Raw genomic sequence first — 24727 nt, 5'->3', positions numbered from 1 at the left:
CGCGAAGACCGCATCACGGTCTCTACGGCTGAGGCCGACCCTACCGGGCCAGGCCGCGCCCGGTTGAGCGGTTCTTCACCGCTCAGGCAAAGACGCGGATCGGCTGGCCGGCGTGCCAGGCCTGGATGTCCTCGATCATCTGCCCGTAGAAGGTCCGGTAATTGTTGCGTGTCACGTAGCCGATGTGTGGCGTGGCCAGCACGTTGTCCAGCGTGCGCAGCGGGTGCTCGGCCGGCAGTGGCTCCTGGTCGAACACATCCAGTGCTGCACCGGCGATGCGCCGCTCGCGCAAGGCCTGCACCAGGGCCGCTTCGTCGATGATCGGCCCACGCGAGGTGTTGACCAGCTGCGCGGTGGGTTTCATCCAGCCCAGCGCCTGGGCATCCACCAGCCCGCGGCTGCGTTCGCCCAGCACCAGATGCACCGACAGCACGTCGGCCTGTTCGAACAGTGCCTGCTTGTCGACCCGCTCGACCCCCACTTCGGCAGCCGCCTCAGCCGTAAGGTTAGGGCTCCAGGCGATCACCCGCATGCCGAACGCCTGTCCATAGCGCGCCACCCACTTGCCGATGCTGCCCAGCCCCAGCAGCGCCAGGGTCTTGCCGTACAGGTCGCCGCCGATGCCCACCTGCCAGCCCCCGCCACGCAGCGAGTTGGCCTCTGGCACCAGGTTGCGGGTCAGGCCCATGATCAGCGCCCAGGTCAGCTCCGGCGCGGCATTCTTGTAGCTGTCGGTGCCGCACACCTCGACGCCCAGCGCCCGCGCAGCGGCCACATCCAAGGCGGCGTTGCGCATGCCGCCGGTGACCAGCAGCCGGAGGTCGGGCAGACGTTCCAGCAGGGCACGGTCGAATGCCGTGCGCTCGCGCATCACGCAGATCACCTGGAAGCCTTGCAGGCGGGCGGCAAGGGTTTCGGTGTCGGCGGGGTAATCATGCAGAAAGGTCACCTGGCCGATGGGGTCGAGCACCGACCAGTCCACCACACCGCTGGCCACGTTCTGCCAATCGTCCAGCACCGCAATCTTGAGCAGGGTCATCTTCGAGGGTCTCCGGGCTTGTGTGGCTTCGCACATTACCCCTGAAACGCTCAACCAAACAGCCCGGCGGCAAGATTGATGGTCAGGCCGAGGATTGCCGTGTTGAACACGAAGCCCAGCAGGCAGTGGGCAAGCACCACACGGCGCATGGCGCGGGTCATGACCCCGACGTCGGAGGTCTGCACTGCCACGTTCAGGGTGAAGGAGAAGTACAGGAAGTCCCAGTAGTCCGGGTGACGTTCACCATCGGGAAAATTCAGCGCCGGCTGCTCGCCACCACAGGTGTAGAACAGCCGCGCGTAGTGCAGGCTGAAGATCACGCCGGTGAGCAGCCAGGAGCCGGCGATGGTCAGGACAGTAAAACCGTAGCGCAGGGCGGGGTTGGCCGGGTGCGCGTCGCTGTGATTGGCCAGCTCGACGACGATCGCCGCGACGCTGGCCAGCGCCCCCAGGCAGACCGTAAGTAATACCACCCCGGCGTTCTCATCCTCCATGACCGCCACCCTCCTGACATCGGCGGCGCTGCTGCGCGCGGTGCGCGCGAGTATCAAGGCGAGAAACAGCCACACCGCCACGTTCCAGCCCACCAGGCCTTGCTGGATAGGGCTCAACTGTGGGGCGACGGCCACGGTAAGAAGGCCCGCCAGCAGGCCGACGGTGGCTGAGGCGGTGAGGCGCGGGTGGGTATGGACGACATGCGGCATGGCCGGATTCTCTGATGGCAGGCGCTCAATACAGCACAAATAGCTCGGCGCCGGTAGATCACGGCTCATGGGCGGAGGGTTGCAGCGGCTTCAGCGGCGAATACGGCGACATCTTCACTGCATATGCAGCGGCTTTGCGCGATCTTCGCGGCTGAAGCCCTACATGCCCGGGCTTCAGATGAATTTGACGCCAGGCCTGGCGCGCTCGTCGACGCTCAATTCAAAGACGTCCGGTCGGGAATAGTGCCCGGTCACGTCGAAGTCGTATCGCGCCCGGGCCAGCTCTGCGGTATCGATCTCGGCCACCAGCAGGCCGCGCTCGCCCACCAGCGGCCCGGCCAGCACCTCACCCAGCGGGCCGACGATCACGCTGCCGCCGTTGATCAATGGCCGCTCGGCCGGCCAGTTCTCCACCTCGGTGCCCAGTTGCTGCGGCGAGTCCTGCACCTGACAGGCGCTGACCACGAAGCAGCGACCTTCGCAGGCGATATGGCGCATGCTGGATTGCCACATGTCGCGCTCGTCGACAGTCGGCGCGCACCAGATCTCGACGCCTTTGGCGTACATGGCGGTGCGTAGCAGCGGCATGTAGTTCTCCCAGCAGATCGCCGTGCCCAGGCGCCCGGCGCTGCCTTCCACCACCGGCAGGGTCGAGCCGTCGCCCTGGGCCCAGATCAGCCGTTCGGTGCCGGTGGGCATCAACTTGCGATGCTTGGCCACCAGACCATCCTGGGCCGTGAAGAACAGCGCGGTGCAGTACAGGCTGTGGCCGCTGCGTTCGATCACACCGACCACCAGGTCGGCACCGGTGCGAGCGGACAAGGCCGCCAGTTCGTCGGTTTCGGCGCCCGGCACGTCGATGGCGTTGGCGTGGTAGCGGGCGAAGGCTTCGCGGCCTTCGGGCAGACGGTAGCCCAGCTGGGTGCCGAAGCGCTCGCCCTTGGGATAGCCGCCCAGCAGGGCCTCGGGCATCACCACCAGGCGTGCGCCGGCGTCGACGATGGCTTGTTCCCAGCTCAGGATCTGCGCCAGGGTTTCGGCCTTGCCGCCGGGCAAGGAACCGATCTGCAAGGCGGCAACGATGGATCTGGACATGACGACTCTCCGCAATGACAAGTGAATGGCGCCATTCTCAAACCTGCCGCGCTATGAATAAATACGCGCTCATTGCTAACTGATATGAGTGCCATGAATATCGAGTCCGTCGACCTCAACCTGCTCAAGGTCTTCGAGGCCCTGTTCGAAGAGGGCAGCGCCAGCCGCGCCGCCTTGCGCCTGGGGCTTACCCAGTCGGCGGTCAGTGCGGCCTTGCGGCGCCTGCGCGAGGTGTATGGCGATACCTTGTTCGTGCGCACCGGACGTGGCCTGGCGCCGACCTTGCAGGCCAACCAGCTGCGCCCGCTGATCGCCGAGGCGCTGGCGCGCTGTCGGCAGAGCCTGACGCTGCTGGATCCCCATCGTGCAGACTTCCTGGGCCGCAGCGTCACTCTGGGGCTGTCGGATGATTTCGAGATCGCCCATGGACGGCGGCTGATTGCGGCGGTGCAGGCGTTGGCGCCCGGCTTGCGGCTGATCTTCCGCCAGACCCATAGCCAGATCGTCGCCACGGACCTGCTGGAGCGGCGTATCGATCTGGCGATCACCGCCGGTGGCTGCAATGCGCGGTTGCTCGGGCGCGAGGTGCTGGGGGAGGGCGGTTATGCCTGCCTGGTGGACCCTGCCAGCCTGCAGGCCGGGCAGCACGCACTGGACCTCGATGAGTTCGTGGCTCGTGAGCATCTGCTGGTATCGTCGGCGGGCTTCATCGGCATTGTTGATGAGGCGCTGGCCGCCCAGGGGCTGCGGCGCCGCGTGGCGGCTTCCACCACGCATTTCGCGGCACTGCCGTGGTTGTTGCGCGGCACCTCATGCGTTTCGACCATCCCGGCGCATGCCGCCGAGGCGATCGCCGCTGCCGCCGGGCTGCGGGCACTGCCATGCCCGCTGGCGCTGCCGCGCTACCCGGTGGAACTGGGCTGGCGCACGGTAACCCCGGGGGACCCGGCGGTGGCGCGGGTGCGTGAAGCGATTGCTGCATGCCTGCAGCCCTGAGGCTTCATTGCGGCCACTTCTCCAGCAGCATGGCGACGAACTTCTCCGCTGCCGGCGACAGCGAAGCGCCACGTCGGTAGACCAGGCCCAGCGAGCGGTTCACCACCGGTTCTTCCAGCGGCACGCTGACCAGGGTCGGGTGGTCGGCGGCCGGCATCGCCAGGCTGGGCATCACCGACACACCCAGGCCGGCTTCCACCAGGCCCAGGGATGTAGACAGGTGTTGGACCTCGTAGAACCACTTGGGACGCCAGCTCAGCCCGGCCAGGGCGTGGTCAAGGATCATCCGGTTGCCGCTGAGCCGGCCTACACCGATCAATCGGTAGTCGCTCAGCTCCGACCAGGTCACCGAGGTGCGCCCGGCCAGTTCATGGTCACGGCGACAGGCGAGCACGAACGGCTCGTTGACCAGCGGCATGAAGTCGATGTCCGGGTGCTGGCCGCTCATCATGTTGATGCCGAAGTCGGCCTCGCCACGCAGTACGGCCTCCAGCCCGTCATTGGCACTGAGGTCGAGCAGGCGGATGCGGATCTTCGGGTACTGCTCGTTGTACAGGCGTATCACCGACGGCAGGAAATAGAACGCGGCAGTGGGGATGCAGGCGAGGGTGACTTGGCCGGTCTGCCGCTCGGCCAGTTCGCGAATACTCAGAATCGAGTCTTCCAGGTCGTCGAGCAGGCGCCTGGCCTTGGGCAGAAAATCGCGTCCCACACTGGTCAGGCTCACCCGGCGGGTGGTGCGTTCCAGCAACGGGGTGCCCAAGCCTTCTTCCAGCTTCTTGATGCGTCGAGTCAGGGCAGGTTGGGAGACATGCAATACGTCCGCAGCTTCGTGGAAGCTGCCCAGTTCGGCGATTTTCACGAAAGATCTTATATCTTGTAGCTCATATTCCACGATGATGCTCCGTTGCGCGTTGCATTGTTATTGATAATTCGTGCGCAATAATGGCTACGATCTTTGCATTGGATTGATTTTTCAACTGCTGGCACTCTTGCCCCTAGAACATCAATAACACCGATTGATTAACAAGAGTCAGCAGTCATGCAACCAATTCCCTGCGTGCTCATGCGCGGCGGTACCTCCAAGGGACCGTTCTTTCTTGCCAAGGACCTGCCTTCCCAGCCAGAAGAGCGCGATGAGATGCTGATCAGTCTCATGGGTTCCGGCCATGAACTTGAGATCGATGGCATCGGCGGCGGCAGTCCGCAAACCAGCAAGGTTGCCATCATCAGCCCCTCCACGCATCCAGAAGCCGATGTCGATTACCTCTTCGTGCAGGTGATGGTCAACGAGCGTCGTGTCGATACAGCCCCCAACTGCGGCAACATGCTCTGCGCCGTCGGCCCGTTCGCGGTCGAACAGGGCCTGGTCACGGCCGATGACGGCAAGACCCTGGTGCGCATTCGCAACGTCAACACCGGTACCTTGGTGAATTCGCTGGTCGACACGCCCAACGGCGTCGTCAACTACGAAGGCACGGCCTCGGTCGATGGCGTTCCTGGTACTTCTGCACCGGTGCACCTGACGTTCCTCGATGCGGTCGGCAGCAAGACCGGCAAACTTTTCCCCACCGGCAAGGTGCGTGACGTCTTCGACGGTATCGAAGTGACCTGCATCGACATGGCTATGCCCATGATGCTCGTGGAAGCCGAGAAACTTGGCAAGACCGGCGGCGAAACCCCGGCGGAGCTGGACGCCGACACCGAGTTGCTCAAGCGCCTGGAAAACCTGCGCCTGCAGGCCGGCCTGGCAATGGGCCTGGGCGATGTCAGCGAGAAAGTGATTCCCAAACCCGTATTGATTTCTCGTCCTCGGCACGGCGGCACGCTGCAGGTGCGATACTTCATGCCACACAACTGTCACCGCTCACTGGCGATCACCGGGTCCATCGGCCTGGCTACCGCCTGTGTCAGTGCCGGCAGCGTGGCCGCCGAGCTGCTCGGCGAGTCGGCCCTGGCGCTGAGCCAGGTTCGATTGGAGCACCCCAGTGGGGGTATCGATGTGGCCTTGAGCCGCAGCGGCCCGGAGGGCACTTTGCAGGCATCGGTGGTGCGCACCGCCCGGCGTCTGTTTTCAGGATTCGTCTACGTTCCAACCCCGCAACGGCTGGCCGGCTGACCCGGTTCGTCCGTTGACCCAGCGCATCCGCACAATTTCAACAATGGGTGATGCCTCATGAGACTCATCAAATCGCTGTACTTCCAGATCATCTGCGCCGTCATCCTCGGCGTACTGGTCGGTCACTTCTGGGCGCAACAGGCCGTTGCGCTGAAACCCCTGGGCGACGCATTCATCAAGCTGATCAAGATGATGATTGCACCCGTGGTGTTCTGCACCATCGTCACCGGCATTGCCGGCATGACCGACAAGAGCACCCTCGGGCGTCTGATGAGCAAGACGCTCCTGCTGTTCCTGGTGCTGACGGTGATCAGCCTGGCGATCGGCCTGGCCGCCGTGTACGTGTTCAAGCCCGGCGTGGGCATGAACATCGACCCGGCAACCCTGAGTACCGCCGGCCTGGCGCAGTACACCGCTTCGGCGGCCAAGCTGAGCGTGGTCGACTTCTTCATGCACATCATCCCGGACACCTTCATCGGTGCCTTCAACAAGGGTGAAGTGCTGCCGGTGCTGTTCATCGCCGTACTCAGCGGCTTCGCCCTGTCGGCGCTGGGCGAGAAGGGCCGTCCAGTACTGACCGTGCTGGAATCAGCTTCGCAGATGGTGTTCAAGATCTTCGGCTACCTGATGCGCTTTGCGCCGGTCGGTGCTTTCGGTGCCCTGGCCTTCACCGTGGGCCAGTACGGGATCACCTCCCTGGGCTCGCTGGCCAAGCTGATCATGACCCTGTATGTCGCCTGTGCCTTCTTCGTCTTCGTGGTGCTCGGTGGCCTGTGCCGCATCTACGGCTTCAGCCTGTGGAAGCTGCTGCGCTACTTCCGTGAAGAGTTCCTGGTCGTGCTGGGCACCTCGTCCACCGAGCCGGTGCTGCCGCGCATGCTGGAAAAACTCCAGGGCCTGGGTTGCAAGAAAGGCGTCGTTGGCCTGGTGCTGCCGACCGGCTACTCGTTCAACCTGGACGGCACCGCCATCTACCTGTCGCTGGCCGCCATCTTCATCGCCCAGGCCTGCAACATCGACCTGACCGTCGGTCAGACCCTGACCATGCTGGCAATCATGCTGCTGTCGTCCAAGGGCGCGGCAGGCGTCACCGGCAGCGGTTTCGTGGCCCTGGCTTCGACCCTGACCGTGATCCATGACATTCCGCTGGCCGGCCTGGCCCTGCTGATCGGTATCGACCGCTTCATGTCCGAAGCGCGTGCGCTGACCAGCCTGGCGAGCAACGCTGTCGCCACCGTCGCCATCGCCCTCTCCGAAGGCGCCTGCGACCGCGAGACCCTGCAGCGTGCGCTCGATGGCAAGCCTGCAGCGCCGGTCGATGTACCGCAGCAATGGGTCACCGACAAGCCCCAGCAAATCAGCTGATACCTCGCTTCACCCCCAAAGGACTTCATGCAGTATCTCGCCTGGCGCCTCACGGCGCCGGGCGGGCAGGGAGGCCGTGTCTCTGAACATTGGCCGCGCCGACATAACAACAAGAGAAAAACAACATGCTCGCATTACTTGGCCTGGCCATGGTCGTGGTATTCACCTACCTGATCATGAGCAAGCGTCTCTCTCCGATCGTCGCTCTCACTGTGGTCCCTATCGTCTTCGCCATCATCGGCGGCTTTGCGCCGACCACCGGCAAGATGATGCTCGACGGCCTGAAAATGGTCGCTCCCTCGGCAGCGCTGCTGCTGTTCGCCATTCTGTTCTTCGGCCTGATGATCGACGCTGGCCTGTTCGACCCGCTGATCCGCAAGATCCTCAAGCGCGTCAAGGGCGACCCGATGCGCATTGCCATCGGCACCGCGCTGCTGTCGCTGCTGGTAGCCCTGGACGGTGACGGCACCACCACCTACATGATCACCTGCGCCGCGATGTTGCCGCTTTACAAGCGCATCGGCATGAACCCGATGATCCTGGCGACCATCTCCATGCTGTCGCTGAGCATCATGAGCGGCATGAGCCCCTGGGGCGGTCCGGCCACCCGCGCCATCGCCGCGCTGGGCCTGGACGCCACCGAGTACTTCATTCCGATGCTGCCGACCATGATCGGTGGTGCGGCCTGGGTGGTGTTCACCGCTTTCCTGCTGGGCCGCGCCGAGCGCAAGCGCATCGGCATCATCCAGCTGGAGTCCGGCGGCACCAAGTGCTACATCGAGGAAATCCTCGAGAACACCCCCTACAAGCGTCCGCGCCTGGCCTACGTCAACCTGGTGCTGGTGATCATCGTGATGACCGCCCTGGTGCTGGGCGTGATGCACGCCGCGATTTTGTTCATGATCGGCTTTGTCGCGGCGCTGATGATCAACTACCCCAAGCTGGAAGAGCAGAAGGAGCGCATCCTGTCGCACTCCGGCAACGCCATGACCGTGGTGCTGCTGGTGTTCGCCGCCGGTATCTTCGCCGGCATCTTCTCCGGCACCAAGATGGTCGACGCCATGGCCCAGACGCTGGTGGCCTGGATTCCTGATGCCTGGGGTCACTGGTTCCCGCTGGTGGTCGCATTGACCAGCATGCCGATGACCTTCGTGCTGTCCAACGACGCCTACTACTTCGGCGTGGTACCGATTCTTGCCAACGCAGCCGCCGCCTACGGCATCTCGCCGCTGGAAATCGCCCGCGCCTCGGTACTTGGCCAGCCGGTTCACCTGATGAGCCCGTTGGTGGCCTCGACCCTGCTGCTGGTGGGCATGGTCGACCGCGACATCGGTGACTTTCAGAAAGCCACCGTCAAATGGGCGGTGCTGACCTCGCTGGTAATCACCGTGCTGGCACTGCTGACCGGCGCCATCTCGTTCTTCGCCTGAGGGCGAACCTGGGCCGCCGGGGGGAGCTGGCGGCCCAATCCCCACCCTGCATAACAATAAAGAAGAGTACCTGGATCATGACCAAAGTCATTACCCGTGCGGCTGCCTGCGGCCTGCTGTTTGCCAGCCTGCCGGATGCCGGCGCCGCCGGTTTCATCGAAGACAGCAAACTCAAGCTGCAACTGCGCAACGTTTATTTCAACGAGAACTTCCGCGACGAGCAGGGCCTCAGCGCCCGTGCCGCAGCTACGGCCAAAAGCGAGCGTACCGAATGGGCGCAGGGCTTCCTGCTCGACTACCAGTCCGGCTTCACTCAGGGCACGGTAGGGTTCGGCCTCGATGCCATGGGCCTGCTGGGCGTGAAGCTGGATTCCGGCCGTGGCCGCAGCGGCACGGGTTTGCTGCCAGTGCACGATGATGGTCGCGCCGCCGACGAATTCTCCAGCTTCGGCGCCACGGCCAAGGCGCGGTTCGCCAAGACCACGCTCAAATACGGCACCCTGCTGCCGAAGAACCCGGTACTGGTCTACAACGACGCGCGCCTGCTGCCGCAGACCTACGAGGGCACACAGATTGTCAGTAACGACATCGAGGGGCTGACCCTGACCGGTGGCTTGCTCGATCGCCAGAAATTGCGCGACTCTTCCGACAGCAACGGCGTCACCCCGGATGGCTACAGCGGCGGCGAGTCGGGTGACTTCCGTTACTTCGGCGGCGAATACAAGCTCACCAAGTCGCTGCGCCTGAGCTACTTCAACGGTGAGTTGGAAAACTTCTACCAACAGCATTTCTTCGGCGTGCAGCACGACCTGCCGTTGGCCGGCGGCGTAGTGACCAGCGACCTGCGGGTATTCGACAGCCGTGATGTCGGCCATGCCTGGAAGGGCCAGATCGACAACCGCATGTACAGCGGCCAGTTGGCTTACAGCCATTCCGGGCACACCGTCGGTGCCGGTTACCAGAAACTCAGCGGCGATGCCGGCCTGCCGTTCGTCAACGGCGCTACCGTTTATTCGTTCAGTAACGTGGGGATTGGCAAGTTCATCCAGGAAGACGAGAAAACCTGGATGGTCAGCTACGCCTACGACTTCGGCACGCTCGGTGTGAAAGGCCTGAACTTCTCCACCCGCTACCTGAGCGGTGACAACGGCAAGTCCGGCGCGGCTGGTCAAGCCGAGTGGGAACGCGATATGGAACTGGCGTACGTGATACCCGATGGCTCGTTCAAGGGCCTGGGCGTGAAGCTGCGCAACTACGTGTACCGCTCCGACTTCTCCCGCGGCCGCGACAGCAACCGTATCTACTTCACTTACGACATCGCCCTCTGGTAATACCTCCCTCCACGCGCGGGGCCTGCAAGGCCCCGCCGTGCCTCAGCGCCAACGCCTGATCAATACCGCCCTGAGCCGGGCGGTACTCCTTAGACCCCTAGCCCCACCAGATACCTTCTCTGTACTGCACCGTGGGCGGCAGTACCGTGCGCAGAAAGGCCAGGTATTGCTCGAATAGCTCTTTATTGGGGAGGCGGGCTTCGAAACCGCATTGTTCTTCATCGACGTGGACGGCGATGATGAGGAAATAACGGTCGATGGTGACGTGGTTGTACTCGTGCCACGGCAGGCTGGTTTCGTATTCTCTGGGAGGCGGCTCCCAGCTACTCAGTCGCAAAGCCGTTAGGATCAGACCCCCTGCGCCTAGAATAAATATTATTGATTCCGTATAAGCGGCGACTGCAAGCAGTACAAGAAGTCCGGCGGCGGCAACGCATTTATATACTAAGCCTTCGTGCTTGAAGTAACGAGGGCGGTAATCCAGCTCTCCCTTTTCAGGGTGAATTTTGTAGTTGAAGTCGGTGCGCTTTAATGCGTCTGACAGAATGCCAAGGCTGGTGAGAATTGCTCCAGATATAAAGATGGCGTAAGTGATGAAAAAGTCTGTGTACAGATCTCGAAAAATAAATATTGTGAATGCCGGCCATATGGTGAACGCAATTGGCCAGATCCAGATTAATGCACGAGGAAGGTTTATTCTCTTCACAGACCAACTGTAAAGAGCACGGGGTATGGTTGGTAAAACCTGAGCTTCATGAGGTACTTCGAATGCGTCCGGCGTTGGCTTGTCTAAGATCATTACTGTCTGGGGCCTTTAATTTATGACGGGTGGGCGCTCGGCTTCAGCCCCACCAGATGCCTTCCCGGTATTGCGCCGTGGGCGGCAGTACTGTGCGCAGAAAGGCCAGGTATTGCTCGAATACCCCTTTATCGGGGAGGCGGGCTACGAAGCCGCATTGTTCTTCATCGACGTGGACGGCGATGATGAGGAAATAACGGTCGATGGTGACATGCTGATAGTTGTACCAAGGAAGGCTGGTTTCGTGTACAGCAGGTGGGGGCTCCCAGCTCAACAGTCGTAAGGCAGCGATGATTACCATCGCCACAGGGCCGAGAAGCACGGCAGAGCCAAGGAAAACGGCTAACCCCAGCAATCCGACAATGACGATCAGCGCCATTCCTTTCAAAAAGTCTTCCATATAGCGGGGGACGTACAGCTGATAATTCACCTCCGCGCGTTCGAGATGAATGCGGTAGTGAAAATGTGATTTTCTGAAGATGCTCGCTAGAAGAAGAACCCAGAGACCGGTAAATAGGCTGGCTGATATTATCCCAAAGCTTAGGTCGTCGATCATGTAATATGCTAGAGCACTCCAAGATGCGAAGCAAATAAATATTAAGATCGGGAAAAGCCAGAAACCGTTTCGTGGGAGATTTATTTTTTTTGCTTTCCAGTTTAGTGATCCGGGTGGCTTGCATTTTAGGCGAGGTTTTTGTGATGGTTGCATTTCGGGTTGCGTCTTGGTGTGTGTTATTAGATGGTTTTATACGCCTGAAAAAAACTAGCGGAGCAATATTGATTTATCTTCGCTTGGTCGCTTCTTTTGTCGAACCAAGAGGTTGGTCTCCTCAAGTCCGTTGTTTGTTTCATCCGCATACGGTTTAAGGCTTACTTGAAAAAGATAGCCTTTATCCTCGCTGTCGCTCCTGAGTACTGACTCGGGATACCAAATTTGGAACTCTATATATTGAGCGCGGGGGTGCAAGGGAATCCAAACCTGCCAGATAACGGGGGCGTCATCCGCCAGCGGTAAAGGTGTTTGAAAGGGTGGGTTCATAGGCGGCCGTTTGTTATCAACTTTCTGCCATACAGAGAGAGGTTGGCATGAGCCATTTGTGATCACCGTATCGGTGAGCTCATCAACTTTTTGTAAATACACCACCCGATACCGATTCATGGTGCTGATGATATGTATCGGGACCCTATGACTTCGTAGCCCGTTAGGTAAAAGTATCTGTATCCAAGCACCGTTCTGATCTGCTTTCACGACGTCGATTCGACCGTGTTGTTCATGATTTACTTCGTCGAAGGTCAGCTTGACCAGAATCTGAGGGCACAGCAAGGCTTCTTCTAGTGAGCGGGCTTCTTCCAGTTGCTCTATTAAAGAGTTGCCAAAACGATTTTCAGACCCGTAAGACCAGTAGCAGCGTCTCAACCAGTTACCGATATTATCCTGCTTCAGATGGTTTATTATCATGCTGATGGTGAGATAGATCAGTCCGAGGGTTAATAGGTAAATAGTCATCATCCCACCCATTGCCATGAGTCCGGCAGATGCCCCAATGGCGCCGCGTAGAAGCATGGTTATGCTCTGGAAGCTGGCCAAGGCTCCCATTACCGCTACCGTGAGGAACTTTATTTTTAAAAGGTTTTTTTCGGTAGATGTTTTTGCGTTGGAAATGTCATTTAAGATTTCTTTCATTTCTAAGGCTGCTGCGGCGGCGCCGAAGGCGCCCGAGATGAACAGTCTCAACCGAAAACTTTTTACAGCAGCGGCCCACTCGGGGCGTCCCTGTCTTTTCCAAAAAGCCGCTGAACGACTAAGTGCTGAAATCGTTTGGCCCTCGCTCGTGACCAGTGAAGCTTTTCTTACGATTTCCCAAGGTGCAGCTACATAAATAGCTGCCCATAGATTCAGGCCATAACCCAGGTTGTAGCCGATTTTGATCAGGTCCGACTGGCTGATCTCGCCATCTCTACCGGCATCGTTCAGAACCACAAACACATTGATCAGATTGATCACGACCACGGTCCAGCCGATGCCTGCTGTTATATTCAGGCGGCCTGCCCACTGCCGAGTTCGCTGAGCCCACTTGTCCAGGCTTTGTTCAGCCTGGCGAGTGAAGTCGATGATCTGTTTGCGGTACTGCTCAGCGTAGCGTTGCTCTCGATAATCCACCGTAAACGGGATGTTCATTTCGTGAATGCGCAGTTGCGTTGTGTGGGCGCTGATCTGTCGCCCCAGATTGTGTCGTTCCTGGCGGTTGACGGTGTAGTGCCAGCGGTTCTTCAGCGTTTGCAGCTGTTGGGTCAGTGAGCGTTGCTGGTGCTTCCATTCCTTGAGTTTGGCGGCGATATCCCGGTCGATGGCCAGTTGGGCGCTGGCGGGGTCGAGAATCTGGTTCAGCAACAGGTGACGAAGCAGCGCGCGCATGTTTTTCGTGTCATGCAGCGCGCTAGTGCCTTGGGTGGCCAGGCTCGTTTGCAACATGCCCTGCATGAATTGCCCGGTGGTGCGTTTACCAAGAGTCACCATGGCCTCAAGCGTCCTGCGAGGAATGTCGTGCAGCGCCTTGACCCAAGGAACCTCGGCAAAGTCGCGGTGGTTGAAGGCGCTGTTGAGTTCGCCGACGCGGGTGGCCAGGCTGGTGAGGTCGCCGAAGCCTTGGAGCAGCCGGTTGGCCTCGCTATCCAGGGCTTCCTTGACGGCCGGGGAAAAACCGTAGCTGTGCAGCCCAAAGAGAGTAGTGGCGTGATGTTCCTGTTCTTGAAGCCACTTGGCGGTTTCTTCGTCCTGAGCGCAGATCGCCTGCAGCTCTGCGAAGGTGCTCGCCAGGTACATGAGTGTGTTGGGGTTGAGTGTGTCGATGAACAGCGCCAGGGCCTCGGTGCCGATATGCAAGTGCCATCGCTTGATGTCCTCGCGAGTGTCTCCAATACGTTGCAGCAAGCGTTGTTGTCGCGGCAGTTGGTCCAGCAGGTAGCGGCGGGCTGCCTCAAGGTCTACTTCCTTTCGCCATTTCTTGCGCTTGAGCCAGGCTTCGACGTCCTGCTCCTCAGGCGCCTTGCCGTAGCGGGCCAAAACATCCTTGCGCGCATCATCGCTGGGAAGGTGTATTCCGGTCGCAGCGAGTCCGCCGCGCACTGTCTCGCTTTCTCTTCTGGCGTCATCTTCCTTTTCGCGTTCTGCCAGATACGCCTCGGCATCGCGCAGATACTCATGGGTCAGGCGCAGATCCCCCTTGGCTTTCTCCGGTAGCTTGTCTCCTTCGACGCCCGGATCTGCCCCGCACAGCTCGGTCACGTAACCGGCAATGGTGATCCGGTGTGCATGTTCGGTTTCCCAGACCTGGTATTCGGCGATTTCGGCGGCCATTTGCGCCGCCAGGTCGCGGGCCACGGCCAGTGGGTCGTCCAGTGCGATGAGTAGCGCGCTGTCCTTGTCGGGCACGCTGCCCAGCCAATGCACGTCGGCTCCGAGGGGGACCCAGCTCGGTTTGTCGGGCTCTTCCGGTGTCGGCGGCGGTTCGCTGCTGGGCAGCGAGGTGTCGTCGAAACGCTGGTCTTCATGGACACTGCCGGCATCGATATCGGCCACCACACGGGCCAGTTCGCGCAAGGGCCGCGTGTGCGGTTCGTTCAGGGTCTGGCAGTAGCTGGCCAGGTCCAGGCGTTTCATCCAGACCGTGCGACTGCCGGTGTGCGAGCGCATGTGTTCGCACAGGCGCCAGGTCCACTGCACCGGGGCATAGGCGATGTGCAGCACATGCCGGCGCGGGTAGAGCAGGAAGGGTCTGGCTTCGCCGGCGCCGTTGCGTTCATCGAGGCCAAGGTGGGCCTGGGTCCAGACGATGCGTGCCAGGCTCGCGTCGTGGGCCGAGTAGGTGTACTCGTGGAAGGTGCCGGCGGTTTCGTCGAATACGTAGACAAAACCGTCGGCCAGTTGCCGAAGCGTGTACTGGCGGCTTTGCAGAAGCGGCAGGCTGGCCCAGCGACCCTCTCTGGGCAAGGGTTTCAGGGCGCTCGGATTGGCATCGTAACGCGAGCGGTCCAGTGCATAGCGCATGGGCACGATGGCGACGTCCGGGCCTTTGAACGGGCAAAGGCTGGTGCCGCTGGCCGGGGTCTTGTCGAATTCGGTGGCGAGGCGCTGGCGGCGCGTGCCGTGTTTTTCGGTCATGGCTGATGTTCCTGGGTCTGACGGCGGCAGCCGACGAGGGATGAGCGCCTGAACCAAGATTCGTGCCGTTGAGTAATTTCTTTTCTATTTCAGTTGGTTAGTTTGACTTTTGCGGCGCGACGGCCTTCATGGTGGCCGCGGACCGAGCAAACCGTTGCGCATCGCCGTGCAATGGCTTGCGCGGGCACCGGAGGTTGCAGCCGCCAAGGGGAGAGGTGCGACGAGGACGGTATTTTGCGCGAAGGTGACTGCGCAGATCCTGCGCATCATGGTTGATGGCTGGCAGCGCGGAGAGAATGAAAAAACGGCGCGCAAGGGGGCTGCGCGCCGGTGGCCCATCAGGGCGAGGGGTACCGCTTGAAGAGGGCTTAGCGCACCAGGCACGGCTGCTTGTTGTTGAAGCTCCAGCCGGGAATCAGGAACTGCATGGCCACGGCATCGTCACGGGCGTTCAGGCCCATGTTCTTGTACAGCTCGTGGGCCTTGTTCAACTGGTCCATGTCCAGCTCCACGCCCAGGCCCGGCTTGTTCGGCACCGCGACCTTGCCGTCGACGATCCTGAACGGTTCCTTGGTCAGGCGCTGGCCGTCCTGCCAGATCCAGTGGGTGTCCAGTGCGGTGATCTCGCCGGGGGCGGCGGCGCCGACATGGGTGAACATGGCCAGGGAAATGTCGAAGTGGTTGTTGGAATGCGAACCCCAGGTCAGGCCCCACTCGTTGCACATTTGCGCCACCCGCACCGAGCCCTGCATGGTCCAGAAGTGCGGGTCGGCCAACGGGATGTCCACCGACTGCAGCTGAATGGCGTGGCCCATCTGCCGCCAGTCGGTAGCGATCATGTTGGTGGCGGTGCGCAGGCCGGTGGCGCGGCGGAACTCGGCCATCACCTCGCGGCCGGAATAACCGTTCTCGGCGCCGCAGGGGTCTTCGGCATAGGCCAATACGTTGTGCTGGTCGCGGCACAGGCGAATGGCTTCCTTCAATGACCAGGCGCCGTTGGGGTCGAGGGTGATGCGCGCATCGGGAAAGCGCTCGGCCAGAGCGGTGACCGCTTCGATCTCTTCGTCGCCGCGCAGCACGCCGCCCTTGAGCTTGAAGTCCTTGAAGCCGTAGCGGGCATGGGCTGCCTCGGCGAGGCGCACCACGGCCTCTGGGGTCAGGGCCTTTTCATGGCGCACGCGGAACCAGTCGTTTTCCGCATCCGGCTCGCGGCGGTAGGGCAGGTTGGTCTGGTCCTGGTCGCCCACGTAGAACAGGTAGCCGAGCATCTCCACGGCATCGCGCTGCTGGCCTTCGCCGAGCAGGGCTGCCACCGGCACCTCCAGGTGCTGGCCAAGCAGGTCGAGCAGGGCGGCTTCCAGGGCGGTGACCGCATGAATGGTGATGCGCAGGTCGAAGGTTTGCAGGCCGCGGCCGCCGGCGTCGCGTTCGGCAAAGGCCTTGCGCACGTCGTTGAGGATCTTCTGGTAGGTGCCGATGCCGTTGCCGACCACCAGCGTGCGGGCGTCTTCCAGGGTTTGGCGGATCGCTTCGCCGCCGGGGACTTCGCCCACGCCGGTGTGTCCGGCGCTGTCCTTGAGGATCAGGATGTTGCGGGTGAAGTAGGGGCCATGCGCGCCGCTGAGGTTGAGCAGCATGTCGTCATGGCCGGCTACGGGCACTACTTGCAGGCTGGTGATGACGGGGGTGCTGCCGGAAGTCTGAATGGTCATGTTCGGTTCCTTTGTTCTTGTCAGCGTTCAGCGGCTCAGTGGCTGGGTGAGGTCTTGATGTCGGCCACCGGCGTGGCGCCTGGCTTGGGTGTGTTGCGTGCCGCGAAGACGATGACCGCGGCGAAGATCGAGGTGAAGGTCAGGCCATAAAGACCGCCCTGGATGGAGCCGGTGTGCTGTTCCAGAAAGCCGAAGGTGGTGGGTGCGACGAAACCACCGAGGTTGCCCACCGAGTTGATCAGGGCGATGACCGCTGCGGCGATGCGGGCGTCCAGGTAGGCCTGCGGGATTGGCCAGAACAGCGACGAGGCGGACTTGAAGCCCAGCGCCGCGAAGCAGATGGCCACGAAGGCGAAGATCGGCCCGCCGGTGGTGGACATGAACATGCCGGCCGCAGCCACCAGCAGTGCGGCGGCGACCCAGGCCTGCTGGCGCTTCCATTTGCCGGCCAGGCTGGCGAAGGCGTACATGCCGATGATCGACAGCAGCCACGGAATGGAGTTGAACATACCGACTTCGAAATCGCTCAGGCTACCCATCTTCTTGATGATGCTCGGCAGCCAGAAGGTCGCGGCGTAGATGGTCAACTGGATCAGGAAATAGATCAGGCAGAACAGCAGGATCTGGCTGTCCTTGAGCAGTTGCCCCAGTGAAGGCTTGATCGGCGTGGCGGCTTCACGGGCCTGTTGCTCGGCGTCGATGGCGGCGACCAGGGCGTCCTGTTCGGCGCGGCTCAGCCATTTGGCGTCATGCGGCTTGGAGTCCAGCCAGAACCACACGAAGAAGCACAACACCACCGAGAACATGCCTTCGATGAAGTACATCCATTGCCAGCCCTTCATGCCCAGGCCGCTGATCTGCAGCAGCAGGCCGGACAGCGGGCCGGAGATCAGCGAGGCGATGGCCGAGCCGCTGAGGAAGATGGCGATGGCCTTGCCGCGCTCCACGCCAGGCAGCCAGCGCGTGAAGTAGTAGATCACCCCAGGAAAGAAGCCCGCTTCGGCGACACCCAGCAGAAAGCGCAGGATGTAGAAGTGGGTTTCGTTCTGGATGAAGGCCATGCAGGCGGCCACGATGCCCCAGGTCAGCATGATGCGGGTCAGCCAGACGCGAGCGCCGACTTTCTGCAGGAGGATATTGGAAGGGACTTCGAACAGCGCATAGCCGATGAAGAACAGGCCGGCGCCCAGGCCGTAGGCGGCAGCGCCGATGCCCAGGTCGGTTTCCATGTGCGAACGTACGAAGCCGATGTTCACCCGATCGATGTAGTTGACGATGAACATGATGACGAATAGCGGCAGGACGTGACGCTTGACCTTGGAAATGGCCGACTGCAGGGTCGGGTCCAGGGTGCTGTTCATCCTGGGGGTGGATGTACTCACTGGGTTTTCTCCCACTCGTTGTTTTTATGCGGGTCATGGGCGAGTCGATGCTTGCCTTGTTGGTCATCATACAAGCAAAGGTTATTGCTGCAAGAGGGAAGTGCAGGGGGAGTGCGCGCAAAAGGGCATGGGTGCGGTTTTTAAAATAGTGTTTTTTGCTGATTTTAAGCGCTATAACCAGCAGTCATTCGGATTTTTAAGGGTTTTATGAGGTGTTGTAAAAAGCCTTTGAGATGCGCTTTTTATCGGCCGAGCGGTGACGGGTGAAAAGATTGATGAGGTAACTTGTCTAACAAGTTAGACGAGTCAGACCGGACATGTGCAGGCCTTCGAATGACGCTGCGATGCTATGATGCGGCGCATCCTCGTTGGCCGGGCCGGTGTGAAAGCCTTTTTCGCCGGGCAGGTCACCGAGAAAAAATACAACTTCCAGCCGGAACGCCTGCATGCAAGAAACGCCCGCTGCCGCACCCAAGCGCCGCTCCCACAGCCTGGCCACCGACCTGGTGACGGAACTCAGCCAGCGCATCCTGCTGGGCAAGATCGCACCGGGGCAAAAGCTGCCTTCGGAAAACGAGATCGTTCGCGAATATGGGGTCAGCCGCACCGTAGTGCGTGAGGCCATCTCCAAGCTGCAGGCCTCCGGGCTGGTGGTCACCCATCATGGCAAGGGCACCTTCGTGCTGCCGCGTGAGGACCAGACCGGGCTGCGCCTGAAGGTCGAGACCGCGTCACGGGTGCGCGACATCATCGAACTGCGCATTGGCCTGGAAACCCAGGCCGTGGCCCTGGCTGCGCTACGCCGTACCGACGAGCAGCTGGCGGCGATGCGCCAGGCGCTGGATGACTACCAGGACCTGCTGGCCAAGGACGACAGCTGCGTGGAGGCCGACAAGCGCTTTCACATGCTCATCGCCGAAGCCACCGGCAACCCGTATTTCCTGGAAATCATGCAGCACCTGGGCAGTGCAATGATCCCGCGTACGCGTATCGCCAACAGCGAGCGCGCTGGCAGCAATCTCGTCCCACACGGCTATCTGGCCAACCTCGAACATGAAGCGCTGCTCAGTGCCATCCGCCGCAAGGACCCCGATGCCGCACGGGCGGCGATGTGGACTCACCTGAGCAACAGCCGCGAACGCCTGGTGCCTCTGGAATAGCCGCCAGCGAGCGGTTTCGATTGCTGGGGCCTCGATCACTGCGCGTCTGCCGCCAGAACCTCCAGCATCACTTGCGTCTGCCATGGGTAATAGGGGTTGAAGGTCAGCCGGGTGTGGACTTTGCCCGGCTCGCGATAACCCCAGTCCGAATACCACACCGGCTCACCCGCCAGGCAACGGGCCATGTCCTGTGGCGTCTGGCCGTTCCAGCAGATTCGCTGGCTGCCTTGCGCGCCGTACAGCGGGTTTTCCGGCGAGAACAACAGGCCCATGTGGGAAAACTGGCTGATCCGCAGCTGTGGCAGGTGATCGTCCCGCACCAGCACCCGTGGGCTGCGTGCCGCCGGTGCCGGGTTGCTGCCGTACCACAGCAGGCGGCTGGCCGGGTGGCTGAAGCGCTGGTTGAAGGTGTCCAGCACAAAGGCGGTGTCCAATACCGAGTCGTGTTCGGTGATCGCCACGAACACCGGTTTGTTGTACGGCGCCTGTTCCAGGCGCTGGCGCGCCAGCAGGCTGCTGCGATGGAACTGCGCGAAGCCATTGGTGGGCACATTGAGGTAGCGCACGGGCGTTTGCATCGGTCGCCCGTTTTCATGAGGCTTGGCCAGCCACGGGCGTGCCCAGCTGATCCACGGGGTCAGCCACACGTATTCGCTGTCGGACCGAAACGCCGGGGAAAACAGCACAAGCCCGGCGATTTCTTCATGCTCGTAGGCGTAGTCCAGCACCAGGTTGGCGCCAGTGGAGAAACCGCCGAGATAGATGCGTGGCACCTCGCGGGTCAGCTGCGCGGCCTGTTCGCGTACCACTTGCTGCCATTGTTCGAGGGTCACTTCGAGCATGTCCTCGGGGCGGGTGCCATGGCCTGGCAGCAACACGCTACGCACCAGATAACCCTGGTCGGCGAGGCTCTGGCCAATGTCATGGAACGACCACGGCGAATCACCCAGGCCATGCACCAGCAGGATGCCGCCCCGCGGGGTGCCCGTCGGGCGCCACTGCTGCGGGGCATTCCAGGCCAGCTCCGTGGCGTGGTCGGGGGTCTGGAAGTCGCGCGTGTCGCGTAGCAACTGCAGGGTGGTCTGGCGATAGCGTTCAAAGGCCGTGTCGGAAGAGGGCTCGTCGGCCTGGCTGACGCAAGCTTGCAGGGGTAGGGCGCACAACAGGGTCAGGAAGCGGCGGATCAACGGCGTGCACCTTGAGGGCGGGAAGGGCGAAGCATGCACTGTGCCACGGCCTTAGCCCCGGGCTCCAGTTTCAGGCACACTGCCGGCTTCGATAAATTCAACAAAACCCATTCGTCGGGAGTCTGCCATGTTCGCCCTCGATCGCGCCCTGGCCCAGGATATCGTCGACCGTGCCATGGCGATCCTGCCACACAACGTCAATGTCATGGACTATCTGGGCATCATCATCGGCAGTGGTGATGCGCAGCGCCTGAGCAGTTGCCATGCCGGTGCCCAGCAGGTGCTGGCGACCCGGCAAGTGGTGGAGATCGACGCCGGCGCCGCCAGCCGCCTGGGCGGCGTCAAACCAGGCGTCAACCTGCCGCTGATGCTCGACCATCAACTGGTGGGGGTGCTGGGCATCACCGGCGATCCGGAGCAGGTGCGGGTCTATGGCGAGCTGGTGAAGATGACCGCCGAAATGCTCATGGAACAGCGCCGCCAGCAGGCCGATCTGCAATGGCGCCAGCAGCGCAGCGACGAACTGCTGGCGCGTTTGCTGTGGGGCGACTGTCCCGACAGCCTGGCCGAAGAAGCGCGGCAGGTGGGCCTGCAACCGCAGCTGCCGCGTCAGGCGCTGCTGCTGCAGGCCAGCGAGCCGCTGAGCATGGAGCACCCGCTGATCGCCCGGTTGCGTGCACGCTGTCCCGACAGCTGGTGCATCCTGCGTGGGCCCGACCTGGTGTTCTGGTGCCGGCCCAGCCAGCGTGGCCAGGCAGACCTGCACTGGCTGGAACAGGGCTGGCCGCTGCTGCGCATCGGCGTGGCGGAGCCGGCGCAGGACCTGGCCGAGCTGCGCCAGTGTTGTGCGGCGCTGCGCGACCTGCTCGATTACGCGGCCCAGCGCTGCCCCGCACAGCGCCTGCTGTCGCTGCACGAGCTGCGCCTGCCGGTGCTGTTCTGGCGTCACCGCGATGACTGGCTGGCGCGTGACATCGCCGCACCGATGCAGCCGCTGCACGAACATCCGCAATTGCTGGAAACCCTCGACCGCTGGCTGCAGCACAGTGGCGAAAGCCAGGTGTGCGCCGAAGCCCTGGGCATTCATCGCAACAGCCTGCGTTACCGCCTGGAAAAGATCGCTGAACTGACCGGCTGCGATCCCTACCGCACCGCCGACCTGCTGCAGCTTTATCTGGGGCGCCAGGTGCGGGGACTGTGCAAATGAGCGGCATTGTGCAAATGAACGGCGCCTGACGGAGAAGGTTGTGCGCCAGCCCGGCGTAAAGCCGGGTTGCGGATGCGAAGATGCCGGCACAAGAACAGGAGTTGCCTCATGAACATCGTCATTGCCCCCGACTCTTTCAAGGACAGCCTCAGCGCCCAGGCCGTCGCCCAGGCGATCGCCAGTGGTCTGCAAGAGGTCTGGCCTGACGCCGAGCTGCGCATCTGCCCCATGGCCGATGGCGGTGAAGGCACCATCGAATCCGTCCTCGAGGCCTGCCACGGCCAATTGCGCCAGGCGCGTGTGTCCGGGCCGCTGGGACAACCGGTAGAGGCGCACTGGGGCTGGCTGGCTGACAACCGTACGGCAATCATCGAGATGGCCACCGCCAGTGGCTTGCAACTGCTGGAGACGGTACAGCGTGACGCGCGAGTGACCACCACCTATGGCACCGGCGAGCTGATTGCCCAGGCCCTGGATGCCGGGGCAAGGCGAGTGATTCTGGCGATTGGCGGCAGTGCCACCAACGACGCTGGCAGCGGCATGCTGACGGCGCTCGGTGCGCGTTTCCTCGATGCCTGCGACGAGCCCCTGCCACCTGGCGGGCTGGCGCTGGCGCAACTGGCGCGTGTGGACCTGACCGGGCTGGATCCGCGACTGGCCGAGGTGCGCTTCGAGATTGCCGCCGACGTCGACAATCCGCTGTGTGGTCCGCAAGGCGCCTCACACATTTTCGGTCCGCAAAAGGGCGCCACACCCGAGCAGGTGCTGGCGCTGGATGCCGCGCTGGGGCATTTCGCCGATCACTGCGCGGCCGTGCTGGAGCGTGACCTGCGTGACAGCCCCGGCAGCGGTGCGGCCGGTGGCATGGGTTTCGCGGCCAAGGCTTTCCTGGGGGCCAGTTTTCGGGCGGGTGTCGAAGTGGTCGCCGAGTTGACCGGCCTGGAACGCGCGCTGCAGGGGGCCGACCTGGTCATCACCGGTGAGGGGCGTTTCGATGCCCAGACCCTGCGAGGCAAGACGCCGCTGGGCGTGGCGCGATTCGCGGGTCGCCAAGGCGTCCCCGTGGTGGTACTGGCCGGTACGCTGGGCGAGGGCTATGAACAGTTGTATCAACAGGGCATCAGCGCGGCCTTCGCCCTGGTCGATGGGCCGATGACGCTGGAGCATGCCTGCCGATACGCCGCCGGCTTGTTGCATGATCGTGCGCGCGATCTGGCCATGTTCTGGCAGTTGGCCGCTCAGCGACGCCGCTGACGGGGTTTCTGGCGTCTGCCCGGCGAGCCGACGGGGGAGATCGATCGGATGGCATTTGCGACTCAAGATGTATGACGAGAGGCCGATAAGCCGGTGATGTCGTCTGACGACTGCGCGCCGTTTCCTCTCTCATAACAAAGAGTCGTAGCCATGAACCTACGCAATATGACCATCGCCCGCCGTGCGGGCTTGGGTTTTGCCCTCATTTCTCTGCTTGTTGCATTGCTAGGCTGGTTCGCACTGGTACAGATGCACACCATTCGCCAGAGTGAAGTGGCGGTGGAAACCAACTGGGTACCCAGCATGCGAGTGGTCGCTGATATCCGCGAAATCATGCTGCGCATCCGCACTATCTCGCTGCGCATGGCCCTGGACCCGGATCCTGCCAACGTGGGCACCTACAAAGGCCAGATGGACACCCGCCTGAAAGATCTGGACGGCAAGATGCAGGTGCTCGACAAATTCGTCGACACCCCTGAAGAAAAGACCCTGGCCGACCAGTTCCGCACCACGCTGGCGCAGTACCGTGATGGCCTGGCGCGCTCCTTCGATCTGGCCGCGCAGAAGGACATGGCTGGCCTGAACAAGTTGTTGCTGGTGGACATGAAGACCATCGTCGACGGTTCGGGCAAGCAACTGGCCGACCTGAGCGATTTCTATAACAAGCAGATCGATGCCGAAGGCATGGCGGCCGAAGCGCAATACGACAATTCCAGCCATGTGGTGCTGATATTCGTGGTCATCGCCGCCCTGGCCACCATCGGCCTGGCGCTGTGGTTGACGCGCAGCATCGTGCGCCCGCTGGAAAACGCCGTGCGGGCGGCAGAGCATGTGGCCGAGGGCGACCTGACGCGTACCATTCACGTCGAGGGCGAAGACGAAGTGACCCGTCTGCAGCGCGCCTTGCAGCAGATGCAGAACAACCTGCGCTCGGCCATGACCCACATCAGCAGCTCGGCCACCCAGCTGGCCTCGGCGGCCACCGAGCTGAACTCGGTGACCGAAGACAGCTATCGCGGTTTGCACCAGCAGAATGCCGAGATCGACCAGGCGGCCACGGCGGTCAACGAAATGACCTCGGCGGTGGAAGAGGTGGCGCGCAATGCCGTGTCGACTTCCGATGCCTCCAACCACTCCAGCGCCTCGGCCAAGGCCGGGCAGCAGCGGGTGATGGAGACGGTGCAGTCGATCCAGTCGCTGACCGACAACGTGCAGAGCACCGCCACCCTGGTGCAGAACCTCGCCGATCAGTCGCAGGACATCGGCAAGGTCCTGGATGTGATCCGCGCCATCGCCGAGCAGACCAACCTGCTGGCCCTCAACGCGGCCATCGAAGCGGCGCGCGCGGGCGAGTCTGGCCGTGGCTTCGCGGTAGTGGCCGACGAAGTGCGTGCCCTGGCGCATCGCACCCAGCAGTCGACCCTGGAGATCGATGCCATGGTCAGTGCCATGCGCAACGGCTCGGCCCAGGCCTTGACCTCCATGCTCGCCAGCCGCGAGCAGGCCGGGTCGACGCTGCAGATGGCCCAGGGCGCCGGTGAGTCGCTCAGTGAAATCACCCAGTCGATCAACCAGATCTCCGAACGCAACCTGGTGATCGCCAGTGCGGCGGAAGAGCAGGCGCAGGTGGCGCGAGAAGTGGACCGCAACATCGTCAACATCCGCGACCTGTCGATGCAGTCGACCCAGGGCGCCAATCAGATCAGCGCCTCGAGCAACGAGCTGTCGCGCCTGGCCGGCGACCTCAGCCAGGTGGTGGCGCGCTTCAAAGTGTAACGCCCGTCG

The 24727-nt window shown here is 62.2% G+C and carries 19 protein-coding genes; 9 read left to right on the top strand and 10 right to left on the bottom strand.

The features are described from left to right. Window positions 1–82 precede the first annotated feature (82 nt). The 3 genes from QZ497_RS18400 to QZ497_RS18390 all read right to left on the bottom strand — a co-directional run bounded on the left by QZ497_RS18400 (window position 83) and on the right by QZ497_RS18390 (window position 2838). A complete protein-coding gene (locus tag QZ497_RS18400; protein WP_295477606.1) occupies window positions 83–1039 on the bottom strand; it encodes a D-2-hydroxyacid dehydrogenase family protein in 957 nt (318 codons plus the stop codon). 50 nt (window positions 1040–1089) lie between these two features. Next, window positions 1090–1743 (bottom strand): DUF1345 domain-containing protein, encoded by a 654-nt coding sequence (locus tag QZ497_RS18395; protein WP_295477603.1) that lies wholly within the window; start codon window positions 1741–1743, stop codon window positions 1090–1092. 174 nt (window positions 1744–1917) lie between these two features. Then, window positions 1918–2838 (bottom strand): carbon-nitrogen hydrolase family protein, encoded by a 921-nt coding sequence (locus tag QZ497_RS18390; protein ID WP_295477601.1) that lies wholly within the window; start codon window positions 2836–2838, stop codon window positions 1918–1920. An 84-nt stretch (window positions 2839–2922) separates the two neighbouring features. Here QZ497_RS18390 and QZ497_RS18385 point away from each other — a divergent pair, with 84 nt between their 5' ends. Beyond that, window positions 2923–3834, top strand: coding sequence for a LysR family transcriptional regulator (locus QZ497_RS18385; RefSeq protein ID WP_295477599.1), 912 nt, complete (start codon window positions 2923–2925; stop codon window positions 3832–3834). Window positions 3835–3838: 4 nt separating this feature from the next. Here QZ497_RS18385 and QZ497_RS18380 read toward each other — a convergent pair whose 3' ends face one another. After that, complete coding sequence (locus tag QZ497_RS18380; protein WP_295477597.1) at window positions 3839–4729, bottom strand: LysR family transcriptional regulator; 891 nt, start codon at window positions 4727–4729, stop codon at window positions 3839–3841. 147 nt (window positions 4730–4876) lie between these two features. Between QZ497_RS18380 and QZ497_RS18375 the strand changes: the two genes are divergently transcribed. The 4 genes from QZ497_RS18375 to QZ497_RS18360 all read left to right on the top strand — a co-directional run bounded on the left by QZ497_RS18375 (window position 4877) and on the right by QZ497_RS18360 (window position 10079). Then, window positions 4877–5953, top strand: coding sequence for a 4-oxalomesaconate tautomerase (locus QZ497_RS18375; protein ID WP_295477595.1), 1077 nt, complete (start codon window positions 4877–4879; stop codon window positions 5951–5953). Between the two features lie 57 nt (window positions 5954–6010). Beyond that, window positions 6011–7318, top strand: coding sequence for a C4-dicarboxylate transporter DctA (dctA, locus tag QZ497_RS18370; RefSeq protein WP_295477592.1), 1308 nt, complete (start codon window positions 6011–6013; stop codon window positions 7316–7318). A 125-nt stretch (window positions 7319–7443) separates the two neighbouring features. Beyond that, the gene (locus QZ497_RS18365; RefSeq protein WP_295477590.1) at window positions 7444–8748 is read left to right on the top strand and encodes a citrate:proton symporter; all 1305 of its coding nucleotides are present in this window, start codon (window positions 7444–7446) and stop codon (window positions 8746–8748) included. Between the two features lie 77 nt (window positions 8749–8825). Continuing rightward, the gene (locus QZ497_RS18360; RefSeq protein ID WP_295477588.1) at window positions 8826–10079 is read left to right on the top strand and encodes an OprD family porin; all 1254 of its coding nucleotides are present in this window, start codon (window positions 8826–8828) and stop codon (window positions 10077–10079) included. A gap of 97 nt (window positions 10080–10176) precedes the next feature. Here QZ497_RS18360 and QZ497_RS18355 read toward each other — a convergent pair whose 3' ends face one another. The 5 genes from QZ497_RS18355 to QZ497_RS18335 all read right to left on the bottom strand — a co-directional run bounded on the left by QZ497_RS18355 (window position 10177) and on the right by QZ497_RS18335 (window position 18113). Beyond that, entirely contained in the window at window positions 10177–10878 is a 702-nt protein-coding gene (locus QZ497_RS18355; RefSeq protein WP_295477586.1) for a hypothetical protein, read from the bottom strand. Window positions 10879–10921: 43 nt separating this feature from the next. Then, window positions 10922–11434: a permease gene (locus QZ497_RS18350; RefSeq protein WP_295477584.1), complete on the bottom strand. Its 513-nt coding sequence runs from the start codon at window positions 11432–11434 to the stop codon at window positions 10922–10924. A 207-nt stretch (window positions 11435–11641) separates the two neighbouring features. Continuing rightward, window positions 11642–15040, bottom strand: coding sequence for a T6SS effector BTH_I2691 family protein (locus QZ497_RS18345; RefSeq protein WP_295477582.1), 3399 nt, complete (start codon window positions 15038–15040; stop codon window positions 11642–11644). Between the two features lie 368 nt (window positions 15041–15408). Further along, the gene (gene gudD / locus QZ497_RS18340) at window positions 15409–16752 is read right to left on the bottom strand and encodes a glucarate dehydratase (RefSeq protein WP_295477580.1); all 1344 of its coding nucleotides are present in this window, start codon (window positions 16750–16752) and stop codon (window positions 15409–15411) included. A gap of 35 nt (window positions 16753–16787) precedes the next feature. Then, window positions 16788–18113: an MFS transporter gene (locus tag QZ497_RS18335; RefSeq protein ID WP_295477767.1), complete on the bottom strand. Its 1326-nt coding sequence runs from the start codon at window positions 18111–18113 to the stop codon at window positions 16788–16790. 467 nt (window positions 18114–18580) lie between these two features. On the opposite strand from QZ497_RS18335, the gene QZ497_RS18330 reads away from it, so the two are divergent. Continuing rightward, the gene (locus QZ497_RS18330; protein WP_295477578.1) at window positions 18581–19294 is read left to right on the top strand and encodes a FadR/GntR family transcriptional regulator; all 714 of its coding nucleotides are present in this window, start codon (window positions 18581–18583) and stop codon (window positions 19292–19294) included. Between the two features lie 35 nt (window positions 19295–19329). Here the strand turns inward: QZ497_RS18330 and QZ497_RS18325 are convergent, their stop codons facing one another. Next, window positions 19330–20481 carry an alpha/beta fold hydrolase gene (locus QZ497_RS18325; RefSeq protein ID WP_295477576.1) on the bottom strand — a complete coding sequence of 384 codons (1152 nt, stop codon included), beginning with the start codon at window positions 20479–20481 and terminating at the stop codon, window positions 19330–19332. Between the two features lie 127 nt (window positions 20482–20608). On the opposite strand from QZ497_RS18325, the gene QZ497_RS18320 reads away from it, so the two are divergent. The 3 genes from QZ497_RS18320 (at window position 20609) to QZ497_RS18310 (ending at window position 24718) form a co-directional block, all read left to right on the top strand. Then, window positions 20609–21688, top strand: coding sequence for a sugar diacid recognition domain-containing protein (locus tag QZ497_RS18320; protein WP_295477574.1), 1080 nt, complete (start codon window positions 20609–20611; stop codon window positions 21686–21688). A 108-nt stretch (window positions 21689–21796) separates the two neighbouring features. Beyond that, a complete protein-coding gene (locus QZ497_RS18315) occupies window positions 21797–22942 on the top strand; it encodes a glycerate kinase (RefSeq protein WP_295477572.1) in 1146 nt (381 codons plus the stop codon). Between the two features lie 150 nt (window positions 22943–23092). Beyond that, on the top strand, window positions 23093–24718 hold the full coding sequence (locus tag QZ497_RS18310) for a methyl-accepting chemotaxis protein (RefSeq protein ID WP_295477570.1): 1626 nt from the start codon (window positions 23093–23095) through the stop codon (window positions 24716–24718). Window positions 24719–24727 lie beyond the last annotated feature (9 nt).

The organism is uncultured Pseudomonas sp. (assembly GCF_913777995.1).
Classification (GTDB): Bacteria; Pseudomonadota; Gammaproteobacteria; order Pseudomonadales; family Pseudomonadaceae; genus Aquipseudomonas.
This window is presented reverse-complemented; position numbering and strand designations above follow the sequence as displayed.